The 18,586-nt window shown below is 37.6% G+C and carries 18 protein-coding genes, 2 tRNA genes and 1 pseudogene; 9 read left to right on the top strand and 12 right to left on the bottom strand.

All coding sequences use genetic code 11. From position 1 onward, the window contains the following. The first annotated feature begins 199 nt into the window (after positions 1-199). The 5 genes from HMPREF9699_RS03860 to HMPREF9699_RS03840 all read left to right on the top strand — a co-directional run bounded on the left by HMPREF9699_RS03860 (position 200) and on the right by HMPREF9699_RS03840 (position 6,030). Complete coding sequence (locus tag HMPREF9699_RS03860; protein WP_002662563.1) at positions 200-937, top strand: lysophospholipid acyltransferase family protein; 738 nt, start codon at positions 200-202, stop codon at positions 935-937. Between the two features lie 240 nt (positions 938-1,177). Continuing rightward, positions 1,178-2,602, top strand: coding sequence for an MFS transporter (locus HMPREF9699_RS03855; RefSeq protein ID WP_034985528.1), 1,425 nt, complete (start codon positions 1,178-1,180; stop codon positions 2,600-2,602). 5 nt (positions 2,603-2,607) lie between these two features. Next, positions 2,608-3,660, top strand: coding sequence for a DUF3810 domain-containing protein (locus HMPREF9699_RS03850; protein WP_002662561.1), 1,053 nt, complete (start codon positions 2,608-2,610; stop codon positions 3,658-3,660). Positions 3,661-3,758: 98 nt separating this feature from the next. Further along, a complete protein-coding gene (locus tag HMPREF9699_RS03845) occupies positions 3,759-5,387 on the top strand; it encodes an acyl-CoA carboxylase subunit beta (protein ID WP_002662559.1) in 1,629 nt (542 codons plus the stop codon). Positions 5,388-5,406: 19 nt separating this feature from the next. After that, entirely contained in the window at positions 5,407-6,030 is a 624-nt protein-coding gene (locus tag HMPREF9699_RS03840; protein ID WP_002662558.1) for a hypothetical protein, read from the top strand. A gap of 72 nt (positions 6,031-6,102) precedes the next feature. Here the strand turns inward: HMPREF9699_RS03840 and HMPREF9699_RS03835 are convergent, their stop codons facing one another. Further along, positions 6,103-6,465, bottom strand: coding sequence for a diacylglycerol kinase family protein (locus tag HMPREF9699_RS03835; protein WP_002662556.1), 363 nt, complete (start codon positions 6,463-6,465; stop codon positions 6,103-6,105). A gap of 90 nt (positions 6,466-6,555) precedes the next feature. Here HMPREF9699_RS03835 and dnaN point away from each other — a divergent pair, with 90 nt between their 5' ends. From dnaN to HMPREF9699_RS11410, 4 genes and pseudogenes are all read left to right on the top strand, one after another. Continuing rightward, positions 6,556-7,683, top strand: coding sequence for a DNA polymerase III subunit beta (dnaN, locus tag HMPREF9699_RS03830; RefSeq protein ID WP_002662554.1), 1,128 nt, complete (start codon positions 6,556-6,558; stop codon positions 7,681-7,683). A 72-nt stretch (positions 7,684-7,755) separates the two neighbouring features. Next, positions 7,756-8,409, top strand: a complete 654-nt coding sequence (locus HMPREF9699_RS03825; RefSeq protein ID WP_002662552.1) for a J domain-containing protein — start codon at positions 7,756-7,758, stop codon at positions 8,407-8,409. 36 nt (positions 8,410-8,445) lie between these two features. After that, positions 8,446-8,718, top strand: a pseudogene (locus tag HMPREF9699_RS11415) (AraC family ligand binding domain-containing protein); the annotation flags it as partial. Positions 8,719-8,838: 120 nt separating this feature from the next. Beyond that, positions 8,839-9,345, top strand: a complete 507-nt coding sequence (locus HMPREF9699_RS11410) for a GNAT family N-acetyltransferase (RefSeq protein ID WP_051008217.1) — start codon at positions 8,839-8,841, stop codon at positions 9,343-9,345. Positions 9,346-9,680: 335 nt separating this feature from the next. On the opposite strand, the gene HMPREF9699_RS03815 is transcribed toward HMPREF9699_RS11410, so the two are convergent. The 11 genes from HMPREF9699_RS03815 to HMPREF9699_RS03765 all read right to left on the bottom strand — a co-directional run bounded on the left by HMPREF9699_RS03815 (position 9,681) and on the right by HMPREF9699_RS03765 (position 18,108). Next, positions 9,681-9,754 (bottom strand) — tRNA-Asp (locus HMPREF9699_RS03815). 33 nt (positions 9,755-9,787) lie between these two features. After that, positions 9,788-9,861 (bottom strand) — tRNA-Asp (locus HMPREF9699_RS03810). Positions 9,862-9,999: 138 nt separating this feature from the next. Continuing rightward, a complete protein-coding gene (gene trxA, locus HMPREF9699_RS03805) occupies positions 10,000-10,317 on the bottom strand; it encodes a thioredoxin (RefSeq protein WP_002662550.1) in 318 nt (105 codons plus the stop codon). Between the two features lie 116 nt (positions 10,318-10,433). Next, positions 10,434-11,576, bottom strand: a complete 1,143-nt coding sequence (locus HMPREF9699_RS03800) for a cysteine desulfurase family protein (protein ID WP_002662549.1) — start codon at positions 11,574-11,576, stop codon at positions 10,434-10,436. 21 nt (positions 11,577-11,597) lie between these two features. Further along, complete coding sequence (locus HMPREF9699_RS03795) at positions 11,598-12,185, bottom strand: HAD-IB family hydrolase (protein ID WP_002662548.1); 588 nt, start codon at positions 12,183-12,185, stop codon at positions 11,598-11,600. Between the two features lie 2 nt (positions 12,186-12,187). After that, positions 12,188-12,913 carry an SDR family NAD(P)-dependent oxidoreductase gene (locus tag HMPREF9699_RS03790; RefSeq protein WP_002662547.1) on the bottom strand — a complete coding sequence of 242 codons (726 nt, stop codon included), beginning with the start codon at positions 12,911-12,913 and terminating at the stop codon, positions 12,188-12,190. Beyond that, positions 12,910-14,238 carry an FAD-binding oxidoreductase gene (locus HMPREF9699_RS03785; RefSeq protein WP_002662546.1) on the bottom strand — a complete coding sequence of 443 codons (1,329 nt, stop codon included), beginning with the start codon at positions 14,236-14,238 and terminating at the stop codon, positions 12,910-12,912. The genes HMPREF9699_RS03790 and HMPREF9699_RS03785 overlap by 4 nt, the downstream gene beginning before the upstream one ends. Positions 14,239-14,246: 8 nt before the next feature. Next, positions 14,247-15,134, bottom strand: coding sequence for a UbiA prenyltransferase family protein (locus HMPREF9699_RS03780; protein WP_002662545.1), 888 nt, complete (start codon positions 15,132-15,134; stop codon positions 14,247-14,249). A 138-nt stretch (positions 15,135-15,272) separates the two neighbouring features. Next, complete coding sequence (gene eptA / locus HMPREF9699_RS03775; protein ID WP_002662544.1) at positions 15,273-16,802, bottom strand: phosphoethanolamine--lipid A transferase EptA; 1,530 nt, start codon at positions 16,800-16,802, stop codon at positions 15,273-15,275. Then, positions 16,765-17,601 (bottom strand): phosphatase PAP2 family protein, encoded by an 837-nt coding sequence (locus HMPREF9699_RS03770; RefSeq protein ID WP_002662543.1) that lies wholly within the window; start codon positions 17,599-17,601, stop codon positions 16,765-16,767. The genes eptA and HMPREF9699_RS03770 overlap by 38 nt, the downstream gene beginning before the upstream one ends. Before the next feature lie 6 nt (positions 17,602-17,607). Continuing rightward, entirely contained in the window at positions 17,608-18,108 is a 501-nt protein-coding gene (locus HMPREF9699_RS03765; RefSeq protein WP_002662542.1) for a nitroreductase family protein, read from the bottom strand. Between the last annotated feature and the right edge of the window lie 478 nt (positions 18,109-18,586).

Here is an 18,586-nt window from a genome sequence, read left to right as displayed (position 1 = left end):
AAACAATCTGCAGGAACTTAATGTACACTTACATTTTGCCGAAACAATCTGCAGGGACTTAATGTACATTTACATGTACTTTGGCAAAATGTTTTATTAAATATTTTGCTATTTGCTAATCGCCATTTACCAATCGCTATCTGCCAATTTTTATTATTTTTGTTTCCTATTGAAAAATATCCACTTAATATTTTTAAGAATGAAGCTGTTCACCACGCTATGCAATTACCTATGGAGGGCATGGTTCGTCCTTTTAGCTTTTCTGCTCATCCTCCTTTTGGGGCCTTTTACCCTACTCTTTTCCATCCGCCCAAAAGATTTCCCGAAAGCCTATATATTTATTCGTCTTTGGTGCTATATCCTTTTTTATGGCATGGGGTTTAGGTACCAACTCATGAATACAACGGGGCAACAGCTGGACAGAAAGCAGAATTATATTCTCATTGCCAATCATACTTCCATCATGGATATTATGCTGATGAGTATCTTGCACCCACACCATCCTATATGTTTTATCGGCAAAGCGGAACTGGCAAAAATTCCTATATTCGGGCTTATCTATAAAAGAATATGTATCACGGTGGATAGAGGGAACATTAAAAGCCGAGCAAGGGTGTATCCATTAGCTGCACAGAAAATAAAAAATGGGCAAAGCCTAGTTATCTTTCCAGAAGGAGGCGTTCCTGATGATACTTCTGTAATCCTAGCTCCCTTTAAAGAAGGAGCATTTAAAATAGCTTCGGAACATCAAATCCCGATTGCCGTGTACACATTCCAAGGACTAAAGGAAATGTTTCCTTTCGATAACAAGAAAGGTTACCCTGGTAAAATAAAAGTGCATTTTCATGGTATTTTACCCCCCAATACAAACGCCGAAACGCTGAAAACAGAGGCTTTCCACAGAATGAAAAAAGTTTTAGAAGTTTATTATGTATGATGATGGAAGTTAGAGGTTAGAGATTAGAAGTTAGAGGGCTAAAGGCCATTTGAGATTTGAAATTGTTTGAAAGTTTGATAAAATTTGAAATTTCAAACCATCTCAAACCATTTCAAACCACTTCAAACCATTTAAAATTATACAAAGCCTAGCCAACTTCCTCCTGCCCATCAAAAATTCAAAAATTATTTAGCATAAGCTCCTAAAAAATAATTACATTTGTTCACTATTCAAAAAAATATGGCATCCACTAAAACCACTCATTGGGGACAGTTCATTCCCCTTGTTTCCGTTTTTTTCTTTTGGGGATTTGTAGCAGCAAGTAATGATATTTTAATTCCCGTATTCAAAAAAGCATTTCATCTCACGCAAAGCCAAAGTCAGCTGGTAGCATTGGCATTTTACATTGCCTACACAGTAGGGTCTTTGGTTTACCTTTTCATTTCTAAGGCGATAAAAGTAGATGTAATCAATAAGATAGGATACAAAAATGGACTGATTTACGGTCTCATCATTTCAGCACTCGGTACGCTATTATTTTATCCTGCTGCCAATACAGGCTCTTTTGTACTGATGATTTCGGGACTTTTCATTGTAGGATTAGGCTTTTCATTACAGCAAATCGTGGCCAATCCGCTTGCCATTGCTTTAGGTCCAAAAGAAACGGGAGCCCAGAGACTTACCTTAGCAGGAGGCGTGAATAATCTGGGTACTACCATAGGTCCACTCATTGTCTCTTTTGCCATTTTCGGTGCGGTGAGTTCAGGAAACACCGAAGCGAGTATAGAAAGCGTGAAAATCCCTTACCTCAGTCTAGGTGCGGCGTTTATCATTGTAGCTATTTTAATAAAATTTTCAAAACTTCCGCAAGTAACAGCAGTCATTGAAGAGGAAAAAGAAGTGCAACATTCGGTAGCCAGAACTTCGGCATTCCAATACCCTCAACTGATTTTAGGGATGATAGGTATCTTCCTCTATGTGGGAGTGGAAGTTTCCACCGCCAGTAACCTGCCAGACTATATGGAAAAAGTGCTAGGATTTCAGACGAAAGATATCGCTCCTTATATTTCATTGTACTGGGCTTCTATGATGATTGGGAGATGGGGCGGAGCTATAGAAGCATTTGATGTAAAAGGGGGGATGAAAAAATTCTTACAATTCCTCGCTCCCTATTTGGCTTTCTCAGTATTTCTATTGGTCAATTTCATTGCAGACCATGATTTAAACAATTTTTATCCCTATGCAGTAGTCATCTTGGTACTCATCGTGGCAGATATGGCCAGTAAAGGAAACCCTGCAAGAATGCTTTTTATCTTTTCAATGATGGGGATTATAGCATTGGCTACTGGAATGCTTACCACGGGAATGACTTCCGTATATGCCTTTACCAGCGTAGGACTTTTCTGCTCTACCCTATGGCCATGTATTTTTGCTTTAGCCATCAATGGATTAGGAAAATATACCAACCAAGGCTCCAGTTTTCTCATCATGATGATTATGGGAGGCGGGATAGTGAGCTGGTTCCAAGGCTATTTAGCAGACCTTACCAATATCCATTTTAGCTATATCGTAGGGATATTATGTTTTGCGTACTTAGCATTTTACGCTTTAGTAGTACCCAAAATTTTAGCTAAACAAGGGCTTTCCTTGGAGGAAAAGAAATAAATCCTATGGCGGGAAATAAAAAACAAATTCGGATAACAATATTTTGGACAATGATTTTCATCGTTCAGATGTTGTTTTTCCAGTTTCTTCCTCAGTTCCCTAAACTGCTCCAAACTTTCAATGTATTTTTTGAAAAGCAGAAGTATGTCCATATGGCCATTTTCAGCAGACAGAATTTTCCTTGGGGAGATATTTTTTATCTCTTATTAGGAATGGGGCTTATCATTTGGATGATACTTCAGTGCAAAAAGTGGTCTTGGCGGCGGATGAATCTTTTTCTCCTCTCCCTGATTATTTTTAGTCTTTTGTACCAAATATTTTGGGGAATACGCTATCAGCATCCTCCTATAGATAAAAATATTTACCTACAAAAATTCACTGATGAAGAAATAAAATCTGTAGCCAAAAAAATTATTTTCAATGCCAATACGCTTCGGCAACAAATCTCTGAAGAAGAGTTCCATAATCCTCCAGAGGAAATCATCAAAAAATCAGCTCATTCTATCCTCCACCAACAGAAAAAAAACCTTCCTCCATCAGAACAATACAATATTTCTATCCCTCATGTAAAAACTTCCCTCTATACGCCCATTCTTAGTTATTTAGGGGTATGGGGCTATTATAATCCATTTACTGCCGAAGCGAATATAAACAGGAACCTCCCCTCCGTAGCTCTCCCTTTCACCGCTGCCCACGAAATGGCACACCAAATGGGCGTAGCAAGAGAAGGCGAAGCCAGTTTTGTAGGCTATCTCTACGCTACCCAAAGTAATGATGCTTTCTTAGCATACAGTGCCTATCTTCAAGCAATTTCCTATGTAGTTGCTATGATAAAGGATGAAAAAATAAGAGAAGAAATAAAGCAAAATATCCATCCCAAAGTATTAAAAGACATGGATACCAAAAGACAATTCTCTCAGCAATACGCAGGGCAACTCAATACTTTCTTTTCCCAACTGAACGACTGGTTCCTAAAATCTAACCAACAGGAGGGCATCATTTCCTATTCCACCGTAGGAAATTATATCGTAGGATATGAGTTACTTCGTATGGATTAGTGAAAGGGATTATACTTGCAAATTGAGCATATCCTTACACACATTTTCCTATGTAACTGAAAAACCTTATCTTTATTGCGTAATTTTTCAGGAAGAATATGGATTTAGAATTCAATAAGAGAGAAGACGCCAACCGATTAAAACTATCGGAAATCAACGGGATTTTTAGCAAAATAAAAAAAGGGGGAGGAGAAAAACGCCTCGAAAAACTTCGTCAAGAAGGAAAAATGACCGCTAGGGAAAGAATAGAATACCTCCTAGATAGCAAAGCACCATCTATAGAAATAGGCGGTTTTGCAGGGTATGAAATGTACGAAGAACACGGCGGATGCCCTTCTGGTGGTGTGGTAGTAGTCATGGGATATATCTCTGGAAAACAATGCATCGTAGTGGCCAATGATGCTTCAGTAAAGGCAGGTGCGTGGTTCCCAATCACGGGAAAGAAAAATCTAAGAGCCCAAGAAATTGCGATGGAAAACCGTTTACCTATCATCTACTTAGTAGATTCGGCGGGTGTTTATCTCCCTATGCAAGATGAAATTTTTCCAGATAAAGAGCATTTCGGAAGAATCTTTAGAAACAATGCCAAAATGAGTTCCATGGGCATCATACAAATTTCTGCTGTAATGGGAAGTTGCGTAGCAGGAGGTGCTTACCTGCCCATTATGAGCGATGAAGCCATGATTGTGGATAAAACGGGCTCTATTTTCCTAGCAGGAAGTTATTTAGTAAAAGCTGCTATTGGCGAAAGTATAGACAATGAAACTTTGGGAGGTGCTACTACCCACTGCTCTATTTCGGGCGTTACAGACTACAAAGCCAAAGATGATAAAGACGCTCTAGACCGAATAAAAACCATCATGCGTTCTATAGGCGATTATGAAAAAGCAGGTTTTGACCGCATTGAAAGTCGCCCTCCCGCAGTAAACCCTTCAGATATTTTTGGAATTATGCCTATTTCAAGAGCAGAGCAGTATGACACTTATGAAATCATCAAATGCTTGGTAGATAATTCTGAATTCGAAGAATATAAGCCCGACTATGGAAAAACCATCATTTGTGCTACGGCAAGGATAGACGGCTGGAGTGTAGGCATCGTGGCCAACCAAAGAAAAATGGTAAAAAGCGGAAAAGGAGAAATGCAATTCGGAGGGGTCATCTACTCGGATTCTGCGGATAAAGCCACCCGATTCATCGCTAATTGTAACCAAAGAAAAATTCCACTGCTCTTTTTACAAGATGTTACAGGATTCATGGTAGGCTCTAAATCTGAACACGGAGGCATCATCAAAGACGGTGCAAAGATGGTGAATGCCGTATCCAATTCGGTAGTACCCAAATTTACAGTGATTACAGGAAATTCTTTCGGGGCAGGAAACTATGCCATGTGTGGAAAGGCCTATGACCCGAGACTCATCGTGGCATGGCCATGGGCAGAATTGGCAGTAATGGGAGGAGCTCAAGCCGCAAAAGTTTTGGCACAAATCCAAGAAGCTACACTCAGAAAACAAGGAAAGGAAATTTCTGAAGAAGAGCATCAGGAAATCTTAGATACCATTTCCAAGAAATATCAAAAACAAACCGAAGCCACCTACTCGGCAGCAAGACTTTGGACGGATGCCATCATCCATCCAGAGGACACCAGAAAATGGATTTCCATGGGAATAGAAGCGGCAAATCATGCTCCTATTACCGAGAAGTTTAATTTAGGTGTGATTCAGGTATAACTATTAAACCCAATTCAATATGAAAAAATTAGGATTATTTTTTGCCATTACAATGGCACATTTGGCTTATTCTCAATGTACTATTGAGGGAAAATCTTCCATTCAGCCCAATGTGGAAGAAACTTACACGGTTACCAAAGCAACTGGACAATGTACTGACTGTCATCTTTGGGTAACCATTGGAGGAAATGCAGCCATTGTTTCAGACACGAAAAAAAGTGCTATTCAGCTTAAAGCAGGTACTTCTGGGAGACAAATCATCTCTGCTACGGTACTCACTTCAGATGGCATAGCCCAATGCTCTAAAAGCATAGACATCGGTTCTACAGCTTCAGCTAATGTGACTAATAATAATTCTTCTAGCAATAAAGAAAACTGTGATATCACCACTTACAACTATACTGAAGTAAAAACCTCGGATACCACGGTTAATTTTTACCCTAATGAATTGAATACCAATTTCCACTTCCAATGGAAAACTACTTATTTTGATGGCGAAGTGAAAAACTCCACCATGCCTACTCCGCAATTTCCTTTTAGCAAAACAAAAGGCATAAAATCTGTAAATGTAAAGATTACTTCATCCAAATGCATGAAAGAGTTTACAAAATCATACGAGGAAAACTATTGGAGATTTTTTTAACACATTGGTCATACCATAAAGCTGTCCTTCCCGGGCAGCTTTTTTTGAATAATCAATCAAGGGTTATTCTATCTAAAACACATCATTAATATATGGCAAATAAATAAGCACACCAATAACAATGGAGAAAAGCGTAGCCAAAAGTACCGCTCCTGCACTCATATCCTTGATGACACCAATTTTAGCATCAAAATTCGGATGAATATAATCACAGATTGCTTCTATAGAGGTATTCATCAGCTCTAATGCCAGTACCAGTCCGCAACAAAACAAAATAACACCTATCTCCATAGTACTCATGGGAAAATAGTAAATGAGCCCCCCATTCACCACCAATGCAAAGCTATGAATCTGAAAATTTCTTTCCCTACGAAGAACATAAAAAATCCCCCTAAATGCTACACGAAAGCTATGAACTAAAGATGGTTTTTTCATAGTTTTTATTTCTCTTTCAAAAGTAAAAAATATTTTTTATTATTTATTCTCATCAATAATTATTATATTTGCGTAAATTATCTTTATATTATGAAGTTTATTGTATCCAGTGGTGAGCTGCAAAAAGCACTTCAAACTGTGGGCGGTGTAATATCTGGTTCCCAATCGAGACCTATTTTAGAAAATTACCTTTTTGAATTAGAGGGCGAACAATTGCGTATTACGGCTTCTGATGGAGAGACCACATTAATAACTTCTATCGTAGTAAAATCAGAAGACCAAGGAAAAATAGCAGTACCTTCTAAACTATTCCAAGACTTCATTAAAACTTATGGAGAGCAGCCACTTACGCTCATCGTAAAGGACAATGAAGAGGGAACTGGGCAGGTATTAGAAATTTTAGATGAGAAAGATAATTTCTTGGTGGCACTAGATAATGCAGATGAATATCCTTCTATACCTGATTTTGAAGCCGCTCAGCAAATCACTATGCCTTCAGATGCACTTTCTGAAGCGTTGGTAAATACGCTTTTTGCTACCTCTAATGACTCATTAAGACCTGTAATGACAGGGATGCTTTTCCAAATTGGAGAAACGGAAACCAATTTCGTAGCAACGGATTCGCACCGTTTGGTGGTGTACAAAAGAACCGATATCACGGGGGAACCGATGGATTTTATTATGCCAAAGAAACCTTTGAACATATTTAAAAACATCCTTTCTAGCTCTGATGAAGAAGTAAAAATAGAGTTTAACCAAAATATGGCGAAATTCACTTTCGGAAACCATATCTGGATTTGTAGATTAATTGATTTAAAATATCCTAATTACTCCGCAGTAATCCCAAAAGAAAACCCTAATGTATTAACCATTAATAGAAACCTCCTTTTGAGTTCCATCAAAAGAGCCTCTATTATGTCTAATAAATCTACCAATCAGGTAAGGTTTAAGCTTTCAGGAAACATATTGCACCTTCATGCAGAAGATACCGAATATGCAAATAAAGCAGATATGCAAATCCCGTGTGACTACAATGGAGAAGATATTAACATCGGGTTTAGCTCTAAATTTTTAACCGAAATGCTTGCAGTGCTTCGTTCTGAAGACATCGTATTGAGAATGTCACAGTCCAATAGACCAGGAATTATAGAGCCTGTAGATGGTCTAGAAGAAAACGAACATCTTTTAATGCTTTCCATGCCAGTGATTGGAATATAAATCCATCTGAATATCATTAAAAGCCCGAGTTTTCCTCGGGTTTTTTATTCCATTATTAATGTCTCTGAAACCATGAAAAATTATTTTTACTTTCTGGGTGTAGATGAACATGCTTCGGATGAAGAAATTAAGAAAGCATACAGAAAACTTTCACTAAAGTATCATCCCGATAAAAATCATAATGACCCTTTTTTTGAAGCTCGTTTTCGTGAACTACAAGAGGCCTATGAAATACTCATAGATACAGATAAAAGAAAAAAATACAGAGCCAACCTCCAAGCATCTCAAAAGTCTTTTAAATCTACTCTTCCGCCTTACATCAAAACTTTTGAAGCCAATAAAACATTTATAAAAAAAGGAGAAGAAATCACCCTAAAATGGATTACCCAAAATGCTGATGTAGTAAAAATTTTCCCTTTTGGACTTATGACGCCCTATGGTGAAAAAGCATTTAAAATCACAGGATTTAAAGAGGGAAAATTCCAAGTCATCCTTCAAGCTCAAAATGCAATCACCAGACAAACCGTGGTAAAAGGAATTACCATTCATGAAGGGGAAGCACCAGAAATAACGCTAGAAAACGAAGCCACAGAAACAGAAAAAATGAATGACCATTCTTTTGAAAAACAATCTCGTGGTTTTACCTTAGACAATACAGGCGTAGTGAAAATCCTCATCATTATTGTACTGATGATACTCATTCTCATTTCTACTTTTTTAAAATAAAATACTATCATTTACAATCATATAAAAAGACATCTTATGTACACAGAAAATATCTATTCTAATTTAGAATTTAATGAAGCTCGACCTGTGATTCAAGTGCTCATAGATACTGATTTTAGCAAAGAAATCCGAATCGCAATGCACAAAAACACCATAATGAAAGAACACAAAACGCAATTTCCCATCGTAGTTCACATCATCGAAGGACAGATTGCCTTTGGTGTAGAGGGAAAAACTTTAGAATTAAAACCAGGAGACCTCATCGCTTTAGCTCCTCATGTTCCACATGATTTAAAAGCACATGAAAACTCCATCATCCGACTAACTTTAAATAAAAATGATTCCGTGCAACGCGTACAGAAAATAGCAGAAAGCTCACAGAACATCCGTAAAGCCACTCCTCAGGATGCAGATTCCGTAGCACCACTTATGTTTCAGGCAATGGAAGACATCGTTTACAAACTCATTGGCAAAGAAGATGCTCACGAGGCGATTTCCTTCCTAAAAAACCTCTTTACACAAACATACAATCAATATTCTTATCAAAATACATTCGTTTATGAAGAGGATGGGCAGGTAATAGGTTCCCTAGTATTTTATGATGGAAAAAACCTCCAGAAATTAAGGCAACCCGTATTAGAATACGCCCAAAAATACTCCAAAACCTCCATCGCTATAGAAGATGAAACCAGTGAAGGAGAAACTTATCTGGATACACTGAGCGTAAGCCCTCAACACCAAGGAAAAGGGATTGGACTAAAGCTATTAAATTTCCTTGTAAAGTACACCCAAGAAAATGCTTTACCTCCAGCCACCCTTTTAGTAGATGAAAATAATCCAAAAGCAGAAGCCCTCTACCTAAGAGCAGGATTTGTTTTTAAAAATACCCAAAATTTAGCAGGAGGTAAATATAAAAGATTGGTTTACCAAAAGTAAATATTAAAAATTCCCCATCTAATTAAAGATAGGGAATTTTTATTGGTATCGCCTAACTTAAAAGAGAACTCACCTTAACACCTTTTATTTTGTTTAAATTCTCTGATTTTTAGAGCTTTCAAAACACTTTGACGAAGTATCCAAAACATTTGCTTATTTAATTCTCCATTTTTTCCATTTTTAGAGACTATAAATAGTGTACTATGGATAAGCTTATAATATTCTAATTACTACCCCCTCTTGTACTTGGTTCAAACATCCAAAATAATAGCAAAAGTCATATAGTGATTTAAGGAAATAAAAAAAGCCACAAACTTTCGCTTGTGGCTTTTTCGCGATCCGGACGGGACTCGAACCCGCGACCTCCGCCGTGACAGGGCGGCATTCTAACCAACTGAACTACCGGATCAATTTTTTCTAAGATAAAATTGTAAATCTTTTGCGATCCGGACGGGACTCGAACCCGCGACCTCCGCCGTGACAGGGCGGCATTCTAACCAACTGAACTACCGGATCTAACTTAAAAAAACTTCTTCGCTTTTCGTGAGTGCAAAATTAAGCGTTTTTTCTTAATCTGCAAATTTTTTGACAAAAAAAATTAAAAAAAATGCCTTCCAAAATGGAAGACATTGATAATCAGTATGATTTTTTTTCTTACAAATGAGCGTTTAATTTTTCAGCAAGTACTTCCTTAGAAGCTACTCCCACTACTTTATCTACCACCTCACCGTTTTTGAAAATCAAAACCGTAGGAATATTACGGATACCATAATCCACAGATACTTGCTGATTATTATCTACATCCACTTTTCCTACTACCGCTTTTCCTTCAAAATCATTTGCTAACTCTTCTACTACAGGAGCTAACATACGGCATGGTCCACACCATGTTGCCCAAAAATCTACCAAAACTGGCTTATCTGAAGCCAATACTACATCTTTAAATGAATTGTCTGTAATTTCTAATGCCATTTTTATATTTTTTGTGTATCCAAAGATACGATTATTATTCTATTCATTCTCTATATCCCATCTATCATTATCATAGATGAAACCTGAATATCTTTTTTTGTAATTCAAAATAATGATTAACGCCCCGCCGCTATTTCCTTGAGTGCTACTACTAGTGCATCAATATCTGCCTTTGTGGTACTATGCGAAAAGGAGATCCTTAGGGGGGTAGTGGTTTTCATTTCTTCATCATCTAAAAGCATCATCATTACCATAGACGGCTTAGATGCCCCTGAGGAACACGCCGAACCTTGAGATACTGCGATCCCTTTCATATCCAGCTTCATACCAATCATTGGTTCAAAAAATGGTAATCTCAGATTTACCAATGTATAAAGACTTTTCTCCATATCCGCACTATGCCCATTGAACTGAACATTCGGGATTGCTGCTTTTATTTCATCGATAGCATACCTCTTAATCTCCTGAATATGTGCCACATACTCCTTCATTTTTTCTAATCCTCTTTCCAAAGCCTTTCCCATTCCTACTATCCCTGAAACATTTTCTGTTCCTGCTCTTAAGCTTCTTTCCTGTCCTCCTCCAGTAATCAAAGGTTTTAGTCCTGATGATTTACGGATAAATGCAAAGCCAGCTCCTTTAGGCCCATGAAACTTATGTGCAGAGCAAGAGGCGAAATCTAGAGGAATTTTAGAAAAATCTAAATCCAGATGTGCCACCGTCTGTACCGTATCAGAGTGGAACAACGCTCCATTTTCGCGACAAATCTCAGCCACTTTCTCAATGTCTAAAAGATTTCCTATTTCATTATTGGCATGCATCAGAGAGACCAAAGTTTTTTTGTCCGAAGACTTTAGCACCTCCTCTAATTTATCCAAAGGAATATCTCCATTTTTATCTGGACGAAGATAAACCACTTCTACCTTATCTTTGTTCTTCATCTCTTGTATAGTCTCTGCTACGCATTTATGCTCCATCGGAGAGGTAATGATTCTTTCCACCCCTAAATTCCTCACACAAGATTTGATAATCATATTATTACTCTCCGTGCCACAGGAGGTGAAAATAATTTCCCCTGGTGATACTTTTAATGCTTCTGCAATGAGCCTACGAACATTTTCTATAAGCGTCTTTGCTTCTTGCCCAAAACTATGGGTAGAAGAAGGGTTCCCAAAAGTTTTCATGGAATCTACCATCGCAGCAATCACTTCATCCGTAAGCGGTGTAGTAGCTGCATTGTCCAAATATATTTTATGCATGGATAATTTTTTTTTACAAATTTAATTAAAATAACGGTAATAAGACTCATCTGCCCAAGAAAGCATAGGCTCATCACCGCTGGTATCTCCAAAAGCGATGGTTTTATCAAATTTTTCACCTTGAATTTCTTTTAAAATCCTATTCACTTTCTCTGGTCCATTACAGTTTTCGCCTATAAATGTACCAGCGTACTTTCCATTAAAAAATCCTGCCCTTGTAGCAACGAGCTGAAGATTAAAATGATGTGCAAAAGGTTTTGTCCAAATATCCAAAGAAGCCGTTACCAGCAAACCTTTGTTATGTTCTAAATCCAATTGATTTATGAATTTTACCGCCTCAGGTCTGAGCAATTCAGAGTGCTTCTCTTCAAAAAAAAATTGTGCTTTCCGTCTCAGTTCTTCCTCTTTTTTTCCTTTGAGAAAAGCAGAAATAAACCCCTGTTTCACCTTAGCGGCATCTGCTAATTTCAGTTTAACCAAAATAAATAGCGGTGTAAATTTGAGAAACTGAAAATAATATTGACGAGGCTGATAATATTTTAAGAATGCAAACATGGTATCTTTCCTCGTTAGCGTTCCATCAAAATCAAAACAATAGAGTCTTTTCATGGTTACAGCTTCATTTTTTTAAAGATAAATTCAGGGATATTCCTAATAACAAGCATAATCCATCTCCAAATAGGCAGTACGAAAATGGTGTTTTTTTTTCTTTTATATCCTTTATAAATACATTCTGCAGCTTGTTTAGGAGAAGCGGTAAGCAACGGATTAAGTGGCATTCCTTCGGTCATTTTAGTATCCATAAAGCCTGGCTTCACCGTCATCACATGCACCTTTTTAGTGCAAAGAAAATTTCTCAACCCTGATAAATACTGTGTAATTGCTGCTTTGGAAGCACCATAAATAAAGTTGCTCTGCCTTCCTCTTTCCCCAGCCACGGAACTGAGGACAATCATCGTTCCGCCTCTTTTATTAATCATTTTTTGAGCAAAAAAATTAAGTATTGGAACTAGTTTCGCAAAGTTAATGGTGATGATTTTCTCTGTATTTTGTTCATCCTGCCATCCCTCTTCTACGGATTTTCCAAGGTAGCCCGTAGCACAGAACAAGAGGTTACTATGTATATTTTCTAATGCGTGAAAATTGGTTTTCTGGAGCAAATCTAATTCTAATACTTCACTTGCTTGGAGGTATTTCACATCAATATGCTGTGCAAATCTCTTCGCCTCTTGCGTATTGGAACTCAAAAGATAAATTTTTTCATACCGCTCTCCTGCGGAAAGACATTTCTCCACGAAAGCCTGTGCCACATCTGAATTACTCCCTAACACTATCATATTTCGTAATTTTTACCTGTGAGTATTCTTTTTCTTTGTAATGATTCAAAGGTAGCATTATCCACACCTTTGAGGTAATTGGTCAGTTCTGCCCTACTCATGCTATCTTTGGTAAGATATATTCTGCCGCCATATTCTGCCACAATATCATCTAAAGCACGCACTAATTTAGGCAGTTTTTTATTAACCTTAAAATCTAGTGCTAGGGTATATCCTTCCATCGGGAAAGCATTAAATGCTTCAGGATTATTTTTCCCAAAGAGTTTTAGCACTGCTAAAAAGGAGCCGTTTCCACTATCGGCAATTGTTTTGAGTATTTTTCTCATTCCTTCCTTTCCGTACCGCTTAGGAATAACCATCTGGTACTGAATAAATCCTTTTTTTCCATAGATTTTGTTCCAATGATTTATGGCGTCCAAGGGATAGAAAAAAGTTTCGTAATCAATATAATTTTTTACAATTTTCTTGGATTGTTTAGCGTAATAAAGCCAATTAAAAATTTTTACACTCCAAGCATTAAGCACGAAACTGGGGAAGTAAAATGGAACGGTAGGACTGAACTTTTTGGGTATTTTAAGCCCTTTTTCCTCCATAGACTTAGGAAGTTCCGAGCGTAAAGCATGCTCACCACGCATAAGAATAGAACGCCCTATTTTATCTCCTTTTTGGAGGCAATCTATCCATGCCACGGTATAAGTCCAATCCTCACTTTCTTCAAAAAGCCGAAATATTTCATCTAAGTTTTCTGCCTTAATACTTTCCTGACGAATGTACGGAGTCTCTATATTTTTTAACTGAAATTTTGCAGAGAGAATAAGTCCCGTAAGTCCCATTCCGCCCACAGTAGTCCAAAAAAGGGAAGTATTTTCATCTCGGGAACACTCTTTCACTTCGCCATCACTGGTCAATATTTTAAATGCTATCAAACTATCTGAAAAACAACCTTCCGCATGATGATTTTTACCATGTACATCAGATGCGATGGCACCGCCCACAGAAATAAACTTGGTTCCAGGTGTTACCATAAGGAAATACCCTTGCGGTACCACGACTTCCAAAATTTCTGAAAGCAAAACTCCCGATTCTGTTTCTAAGACACCATTTATTCTATCAAAAGATATGAATTTATTGAGTCTTTTCGTGCTGAGCATCCGCTCTCCCAATGCAGCATCTCCATAGCTTCTTCCGTTTCCTCTAGGGATTACGGAGCTGTATTGCTGAACCATTTGTTTAAGCCTTGAAAGAGAGTTCTCATAGATAATTTCTTTTTCCACCACAGGAAAACCTCCCCAGCTGGTTACTTTCTGCGTTCGCTTTTTTTCCATATCATTCATTATTTATTCAGATAGATAAAGGTGAGGAAAGTGAATACCCATAAAAGTACAGTGATCTGAATATATCGGTCTTTATATACTATTTTCGTAGGAGATTCGGTTTTATTATACACCAATGTTTGCTGTAAATATCTTAAAAATGCAAATACCACAAAAATAAATGTATAGAAAATTCTATTCCCGAATTTCTCTTGTACATCCGGCTGTACGGTAAACATCAGATAGGAAATAATGGCCAATGTAACGGACATGGAGAGGGCAATGTCTGCAAACTGAACATTGTATCCGTCTAAGGCTTTTCTGGATTTCCCAGAGATAGCAGCATTCACCAGCTCCCCTCTTCTTTTTCCCATCGCTAATACCAATGCCAAAACAAATGTGAGTAGTATCGCCCACTGAGAAACCAGAATCCCTGTGAGATAGCCCCCAGCAAAAACCCTAAGCACGAATCCTATGGCAATAATGCTGATATCCACGATGGCAATATGCTTTAGCTTAAAGGTATAAGCCAAATTAAGTACAAAATAGGCGACAATCACCGTGCAAAACTTCCATACTACTTCGCCAACCAATTCCTTCGCCACAAAGCACAGCCCTACCACTACCACGAGTAACGCTAACAACAATAGTTTTGCGGTAAGCTTAGAAATGGCACCACTCGCCAGTGGCCGATTCTTCTTCTCGGGGTGCATCCTATCCGATGCTATATCAGAATAGTCATTAATGATATAAATAGCACTTGCCGTAAGAGAAAAAATGACAAAAGCCAAGAAACTCTCTACTAAAAGTTCCCATTGGAGTACTTTTCCTGCAAAAAATACAGGCAAAAAAACGAAGGTATTTTTCACCCATTGCTCCACACGGAAAAGTTTCAGATATTTCTTCACGAAAATAAATTTTCACAAAAGTACGAAATTAACAGAAACAAGCAGTCGGTTAAAAAACAGTTAAAGGGTTAAAAAATTAGCTCTAAAAAATTAAAAGCATCTAAAAATACAAAATGTAGAAAACCTACTCTACCCTCTCTACTTATACACACTCATTTCTTTTTTAAATACAGCACTACGGATAGAGAGAAAATCTAAAACACTGTGAAAGACATGATTTTGAGTAAGCGGTGTAGTAGGGATAATAGGTTTGGCTCCTTCTGATGTCCATACAATGAAAGGAATTTCATATTGCTCCTTGGGGGCTATAGTCATAGGGAGGCCGTGCATGTAGAGATTTTTTTCGCCCAAAGATTCTCCATGATCAGAAACGAATATCATGGAAGAAGTATATCCTTCTAAAGACTGAAGCTCTGTAATGATTTTATGCAAGAGATAATCCGTATAAACGATGGTATTATCATAGGCATTGATAAGTTCCTCCTGAGCACAATTTCCCAGCTCTACACTATTACACACCGGACTGAATTTCTGAAAAGAGGCAGGGTATTTTTTGCTGTACTGTGGCCCATGGCTGGTGGATGTATGCAGGATAATGAGCGTTTTCTTTTTATCGGAATGAAGAATCTCTTCCCTGAGCTGGGTAAGCAGTATTTCATCATAATCACACGCTTCTCCTTGGCATTTTTGCTTTAGTACATCTCCATTTTGGTATTTTTCTATTTTTACGGGAGGCTCTCCTGTGTTAGTAGTTCGCCAGATGACATTTACCCCACTTCTATGGAGGTAATTGGGCAAAATTTCATAGAGTTCTCCAGAATTTTCATGCGACAAAATGCACTGTACTCCCGCTGTAGTATAGGTAGCACAAGAAGTAGCAGGAAAATGCCTTAATCCCTGTACCTGAGAAAGCAACGGATTGGTATTTTTAGAATAGCCATAAAGGGAAAAATTTTGGCTCCTTGCAGACTCCCCAATGACCAATACCATTACCGATTTTTCATCATCTGCTATCTGTGCATCGGGCAAAGGAATCTCCGTTCTGTTTTCTTGAGCCTTATGAGTAAAATAAAGTGCTGTATTTACAGAATACGCCCAAGGCATAGCCAGCCCACCAAGGTATTTAGAATGATTATCTATCCAGAGAATATTCTTTGCATTGAGTGCAACAATGAGCAAAATAGGCAAGAAAGTAAACCCTAAAGTCTTAAAAAACCGTTTAGGGCGAGGATAATCTATCTTGGTTTTAAAAATAAACACAGATGGAAGAATTCCCATCAACAACACATACAGCATCCATTTGATGGAAAAATAACTGCTGGATTCGTCATAATTGGTATTAAATACATTCCCTATCATGCTTTCATCTACAATGACGCCGTAAGTATTAATAAAATACACCGAAACTGCACTGAGAATAAAAGTAACAGAAAGGAGAACCTTCCCCACAAAGCGGGTGAGAAAAAGTACCAAATAAAAAGCAAAAAAATTAGCAAGTACCATGAGTATCAATAAACTGATTACCATCAGTAGCCCTAAAAAGCTGGTATAATCTATGTTTTTCAATACGAAATCAAAAAATCCGTAATGAAAAAATAAAAAATTCATTATACTGATAATGAGAATAAATTTATTCAGCGGCAGCCTGCCCGTCCATTTTGTAAGCATAATATTTTTTTGTAACAGAATATAAAGAATAAATGAGACTGATGAGTGCTAAAAAATACACTGGTAAAGGTTCCTGAAATAGCTTAATAAGCATCACGATGACTCCAGAAGTGAATAATAACAGAAAAACAGGGTGCCATTTCGGACTACCTATCCATTTCCATAGCTGATATTTCCTCTCTATGAGTATCCCAATCATCGCAGCACACACCCCAAGACTACTACCAATAATTACATCCAAAGGATGATGTGCCCCTACGGCTACTCGAGAAAATGCAATGACCAAACCGAGTATCAACCCAAAGACAACAAAAATAAATCTGGGAGCCAGTTTACTAGGCAAAAAAGCCCAAAGCAACAAGGTTACCCAAGTGAAAATGGTAATGGAATGCCCAGAAGGACAAGTAGAAAAACCCAATGCTGTTTTACCAATAATATTCACCTGCTCCTCACCAAAAGCTGTACACGGCCTAGGGATATCCAAAAGGTTTTTAGGAATTTTAGAAAGCAACAATGAAATCAAGGATGCCGAAATTAATGCCTGCCAAAGTCTTGGGAAAGGGATAAATAGAAAAGAAAACAAAGTAAACACCACGAAAGCATCTCCCAGCTGAGTAATATTATGCTGAAGAGCAGGAAGCTGCGAGAGCCGCTGGTTTAAAATAAAAAAACCTTCCTTCTGAATCTGCACATAACCATCAATAGAAAGTGCATTATGATACAAGAGAAAGAAAAATACACCCCCTATAACAAGTACAGGATAAAGGAGATGATAAACTCTTACCTTTTCAAAATTCATTTTCAATTATTTATAGTATCCCAAATAAAAAAGTCCGTAGCATTTCTGGCTATCCTCCAGCTGTAAAAAGTCATGCAGATTTTCAGCAAACTTCGGGGAAGACCAGTAGCACCCTATTTCTAATGCCGTACAGGTAAGATACATATTCTGAACGGCCATTGCCGTAGCTGCAATTTCCTCCCATGCAGGAACGAGTCCCGAAAAATGAATAGAAATGGTCATTATAGCTCCTGATTGCTCTATCTTGTGAATGATATCTTGGTATTTTTTCTCTAAAAAATCCTCAGGAGCCACACTGTTTTTATAAGCATTCGCCATCTCTAGTGCCAGTTGGCTTTTTTCCTCCCCTTTAAAAACCCGAAAACGCCAAGGTTTCGTTTTCTTATGGTTCGGTGCCAAATCTGCTGCATGAAGGAGGGTTTCTATATGTTCATTATCAATTGACTTATCAATATAATCCTTAGGATAAACACTTCGTCTTTGTACTATGATTTCATGTATGGTCATAATGCAAATGTAAGAAACAGACATGAATAAAAAAAGTACATTAAGTTCCCGCAAGTTGTTTTAACCTAATGTCAATATACATTAAGTTCCCGCAAGTTGTTTTAACCTAATGTCAATATACATTAAGCTCCCGCAAGTTGTTTTAACCTAATGTCAATGTACATTAAGTTCCCGCAAGTTGTTTTAACCTAATGTCAATGTACATTAAGTTCCCGCAAGTTGTTTTAACCTAATGTCAATGTACATTAAGTTCCCGCAGATTGTTTTAACCTAATGTCAATGTACATTAAGTTCCCGCAAGTTGTTTTAACCTAATGTCAATGTACATTAAGTTCCCGCAAATTGTTTTAACCTAATGTCAATGTACATTAAGCTCCCGCAAGTTGTTTTAGCCTAATGTCAATGTACATTAAGTTCCCGCAAGTTGTTTTAACCAAATGTCAATGTACATTAAGTTCCCGCAGATTGTTTCGAGCAA

Origin of the sequence: Bergeyella zoohelcum ATCC 43767 (assembly GCF_000301075.1) — a bacterium.
Classification (GTDB): Bacteria; Bacteroidota; Bacteroidia; order Flavobacteriales; family Weeksellaceae; genus Bergeyella; species Bergeyella zoohelcum.
Note: the sequence above shows the minus strand (reverse complement) of the source record. Positions and strands in the feature narration are given on the sequence as shown.

Coding starts and splice junctions, on each gene's coding strand:
- trxA (WP_002662550.1), bottom strand. CDS start 10,317: ATGGCATTAGAAATTACAGACAATTCATTTAAAGATGTAGTATTGGCT.
- HMPREF9699_RS03790 (WP_002662547.1), bottom strand. CDS start 12,913: ATGATAGTGTTAGGGAGTAATTCAGATGTGGCACAGGCTTTCGTGGAG.
- HMPREF9699_RS03825 (WP_002662552.1), top strand. CDS start 7,756: ATGAAAAATTATTTTTACTTTCTGGGTGTAGATGAACATGCTTCGGAT.
- HMPREF9699_RS03785 (WP_002662546.1), bottom strand. CDS start 14,238: ATGGAAAAAAAGCGAACGCAGAAAGTAACCAGCTGGGGAGGTTTTCCT.
- HMPREF9699_RS03860 (WP_002662563.1), top strand. CDS start 200: ATGAAGCTGTTCACCACGCTATGCAATTACCTATGGAGGGCATGGTTC.
- HMPREF9699_RS03845 (WP_002662559.1), top strand. CDS start 3,759: ATGGATTTAGAATTCAATAAGAGAGAAGACGCCAACCGATTAAAACTA.
- eptA (WP_002662544.1), bottom strand. CDS start 16,802: ATGCTTACAAAATGGACGGGCAGGCTGCCGCTGAATAAATTTATTCTC.
- HMPREF9699_RS03850 (WP_002662561.1), top strand. CDS start 2,608: ATGGCGGGAAATAAAAAACAAATTCGGATAACAATATTTTGGACAATG.
- HMPREF9699_RS03770 (WP_002662543.1), bottom strand. CDS start 17,601: ATGAATTTTGAAAAGGTAAGAGTTTATCATCTCCTTTATCCTGTACTT.
- HMPREF9699_RS03800 (WP_002662549.1), bottom strand. CDS start 11,576: ATGCATAAAATATATTTGGACAATGCAGCTACTACACCGCTTACGGAT.
- dnaN (WP_002662554.1), top strand. CDS start 6,556: ATGAAGTTTATTGTATCCAGTGGTGAGCTGCAAAAAGCACTTCAAACT.
- HMPREF9699_RS11410 (WP_051008217.1), top strand. CDS start 8,839: ATGTTTCAGGCAATGGAAGACATCGTTTACAAACTCATTGGCAAAGAA.
- HMPREF9699_RS03795 (WP_002662548.1), bottom strand. CDS start 12,185: ATGAAAAGACTCTATTGTTTTGATTTTGATGGAACGCTAACGAGGAAA.
- HMPREF9699_RS03840 (WP_002662558.1), top strand. CDS start 5,407: ATGAAAAAATTAGGATTATTTTTTGCCATTACAATGGCACATTTGGCT.
- HMPREF9699_RS03765 (WP_002662542.1), bottom strand. CDS start 18,108: ATGACCATACATGAAATCATAGTACAAAGACGAAGTGTTTATCCTAAG.
- HMPREF9699_RS03855 (WP_034985528.1), top strand. CDS start 1,178: ATGGCATCCACTAAAACCACTCATTGGGGACAGTTCATTCCCCTTGTT.
- HMPREF9699_RS03835 (WP_002662556.1), bottom strand. CDS start 6,465: ATGAAAAAACCATCTTTAGTTCATAGCTTTCGTGTAGCATTTAGGGGG.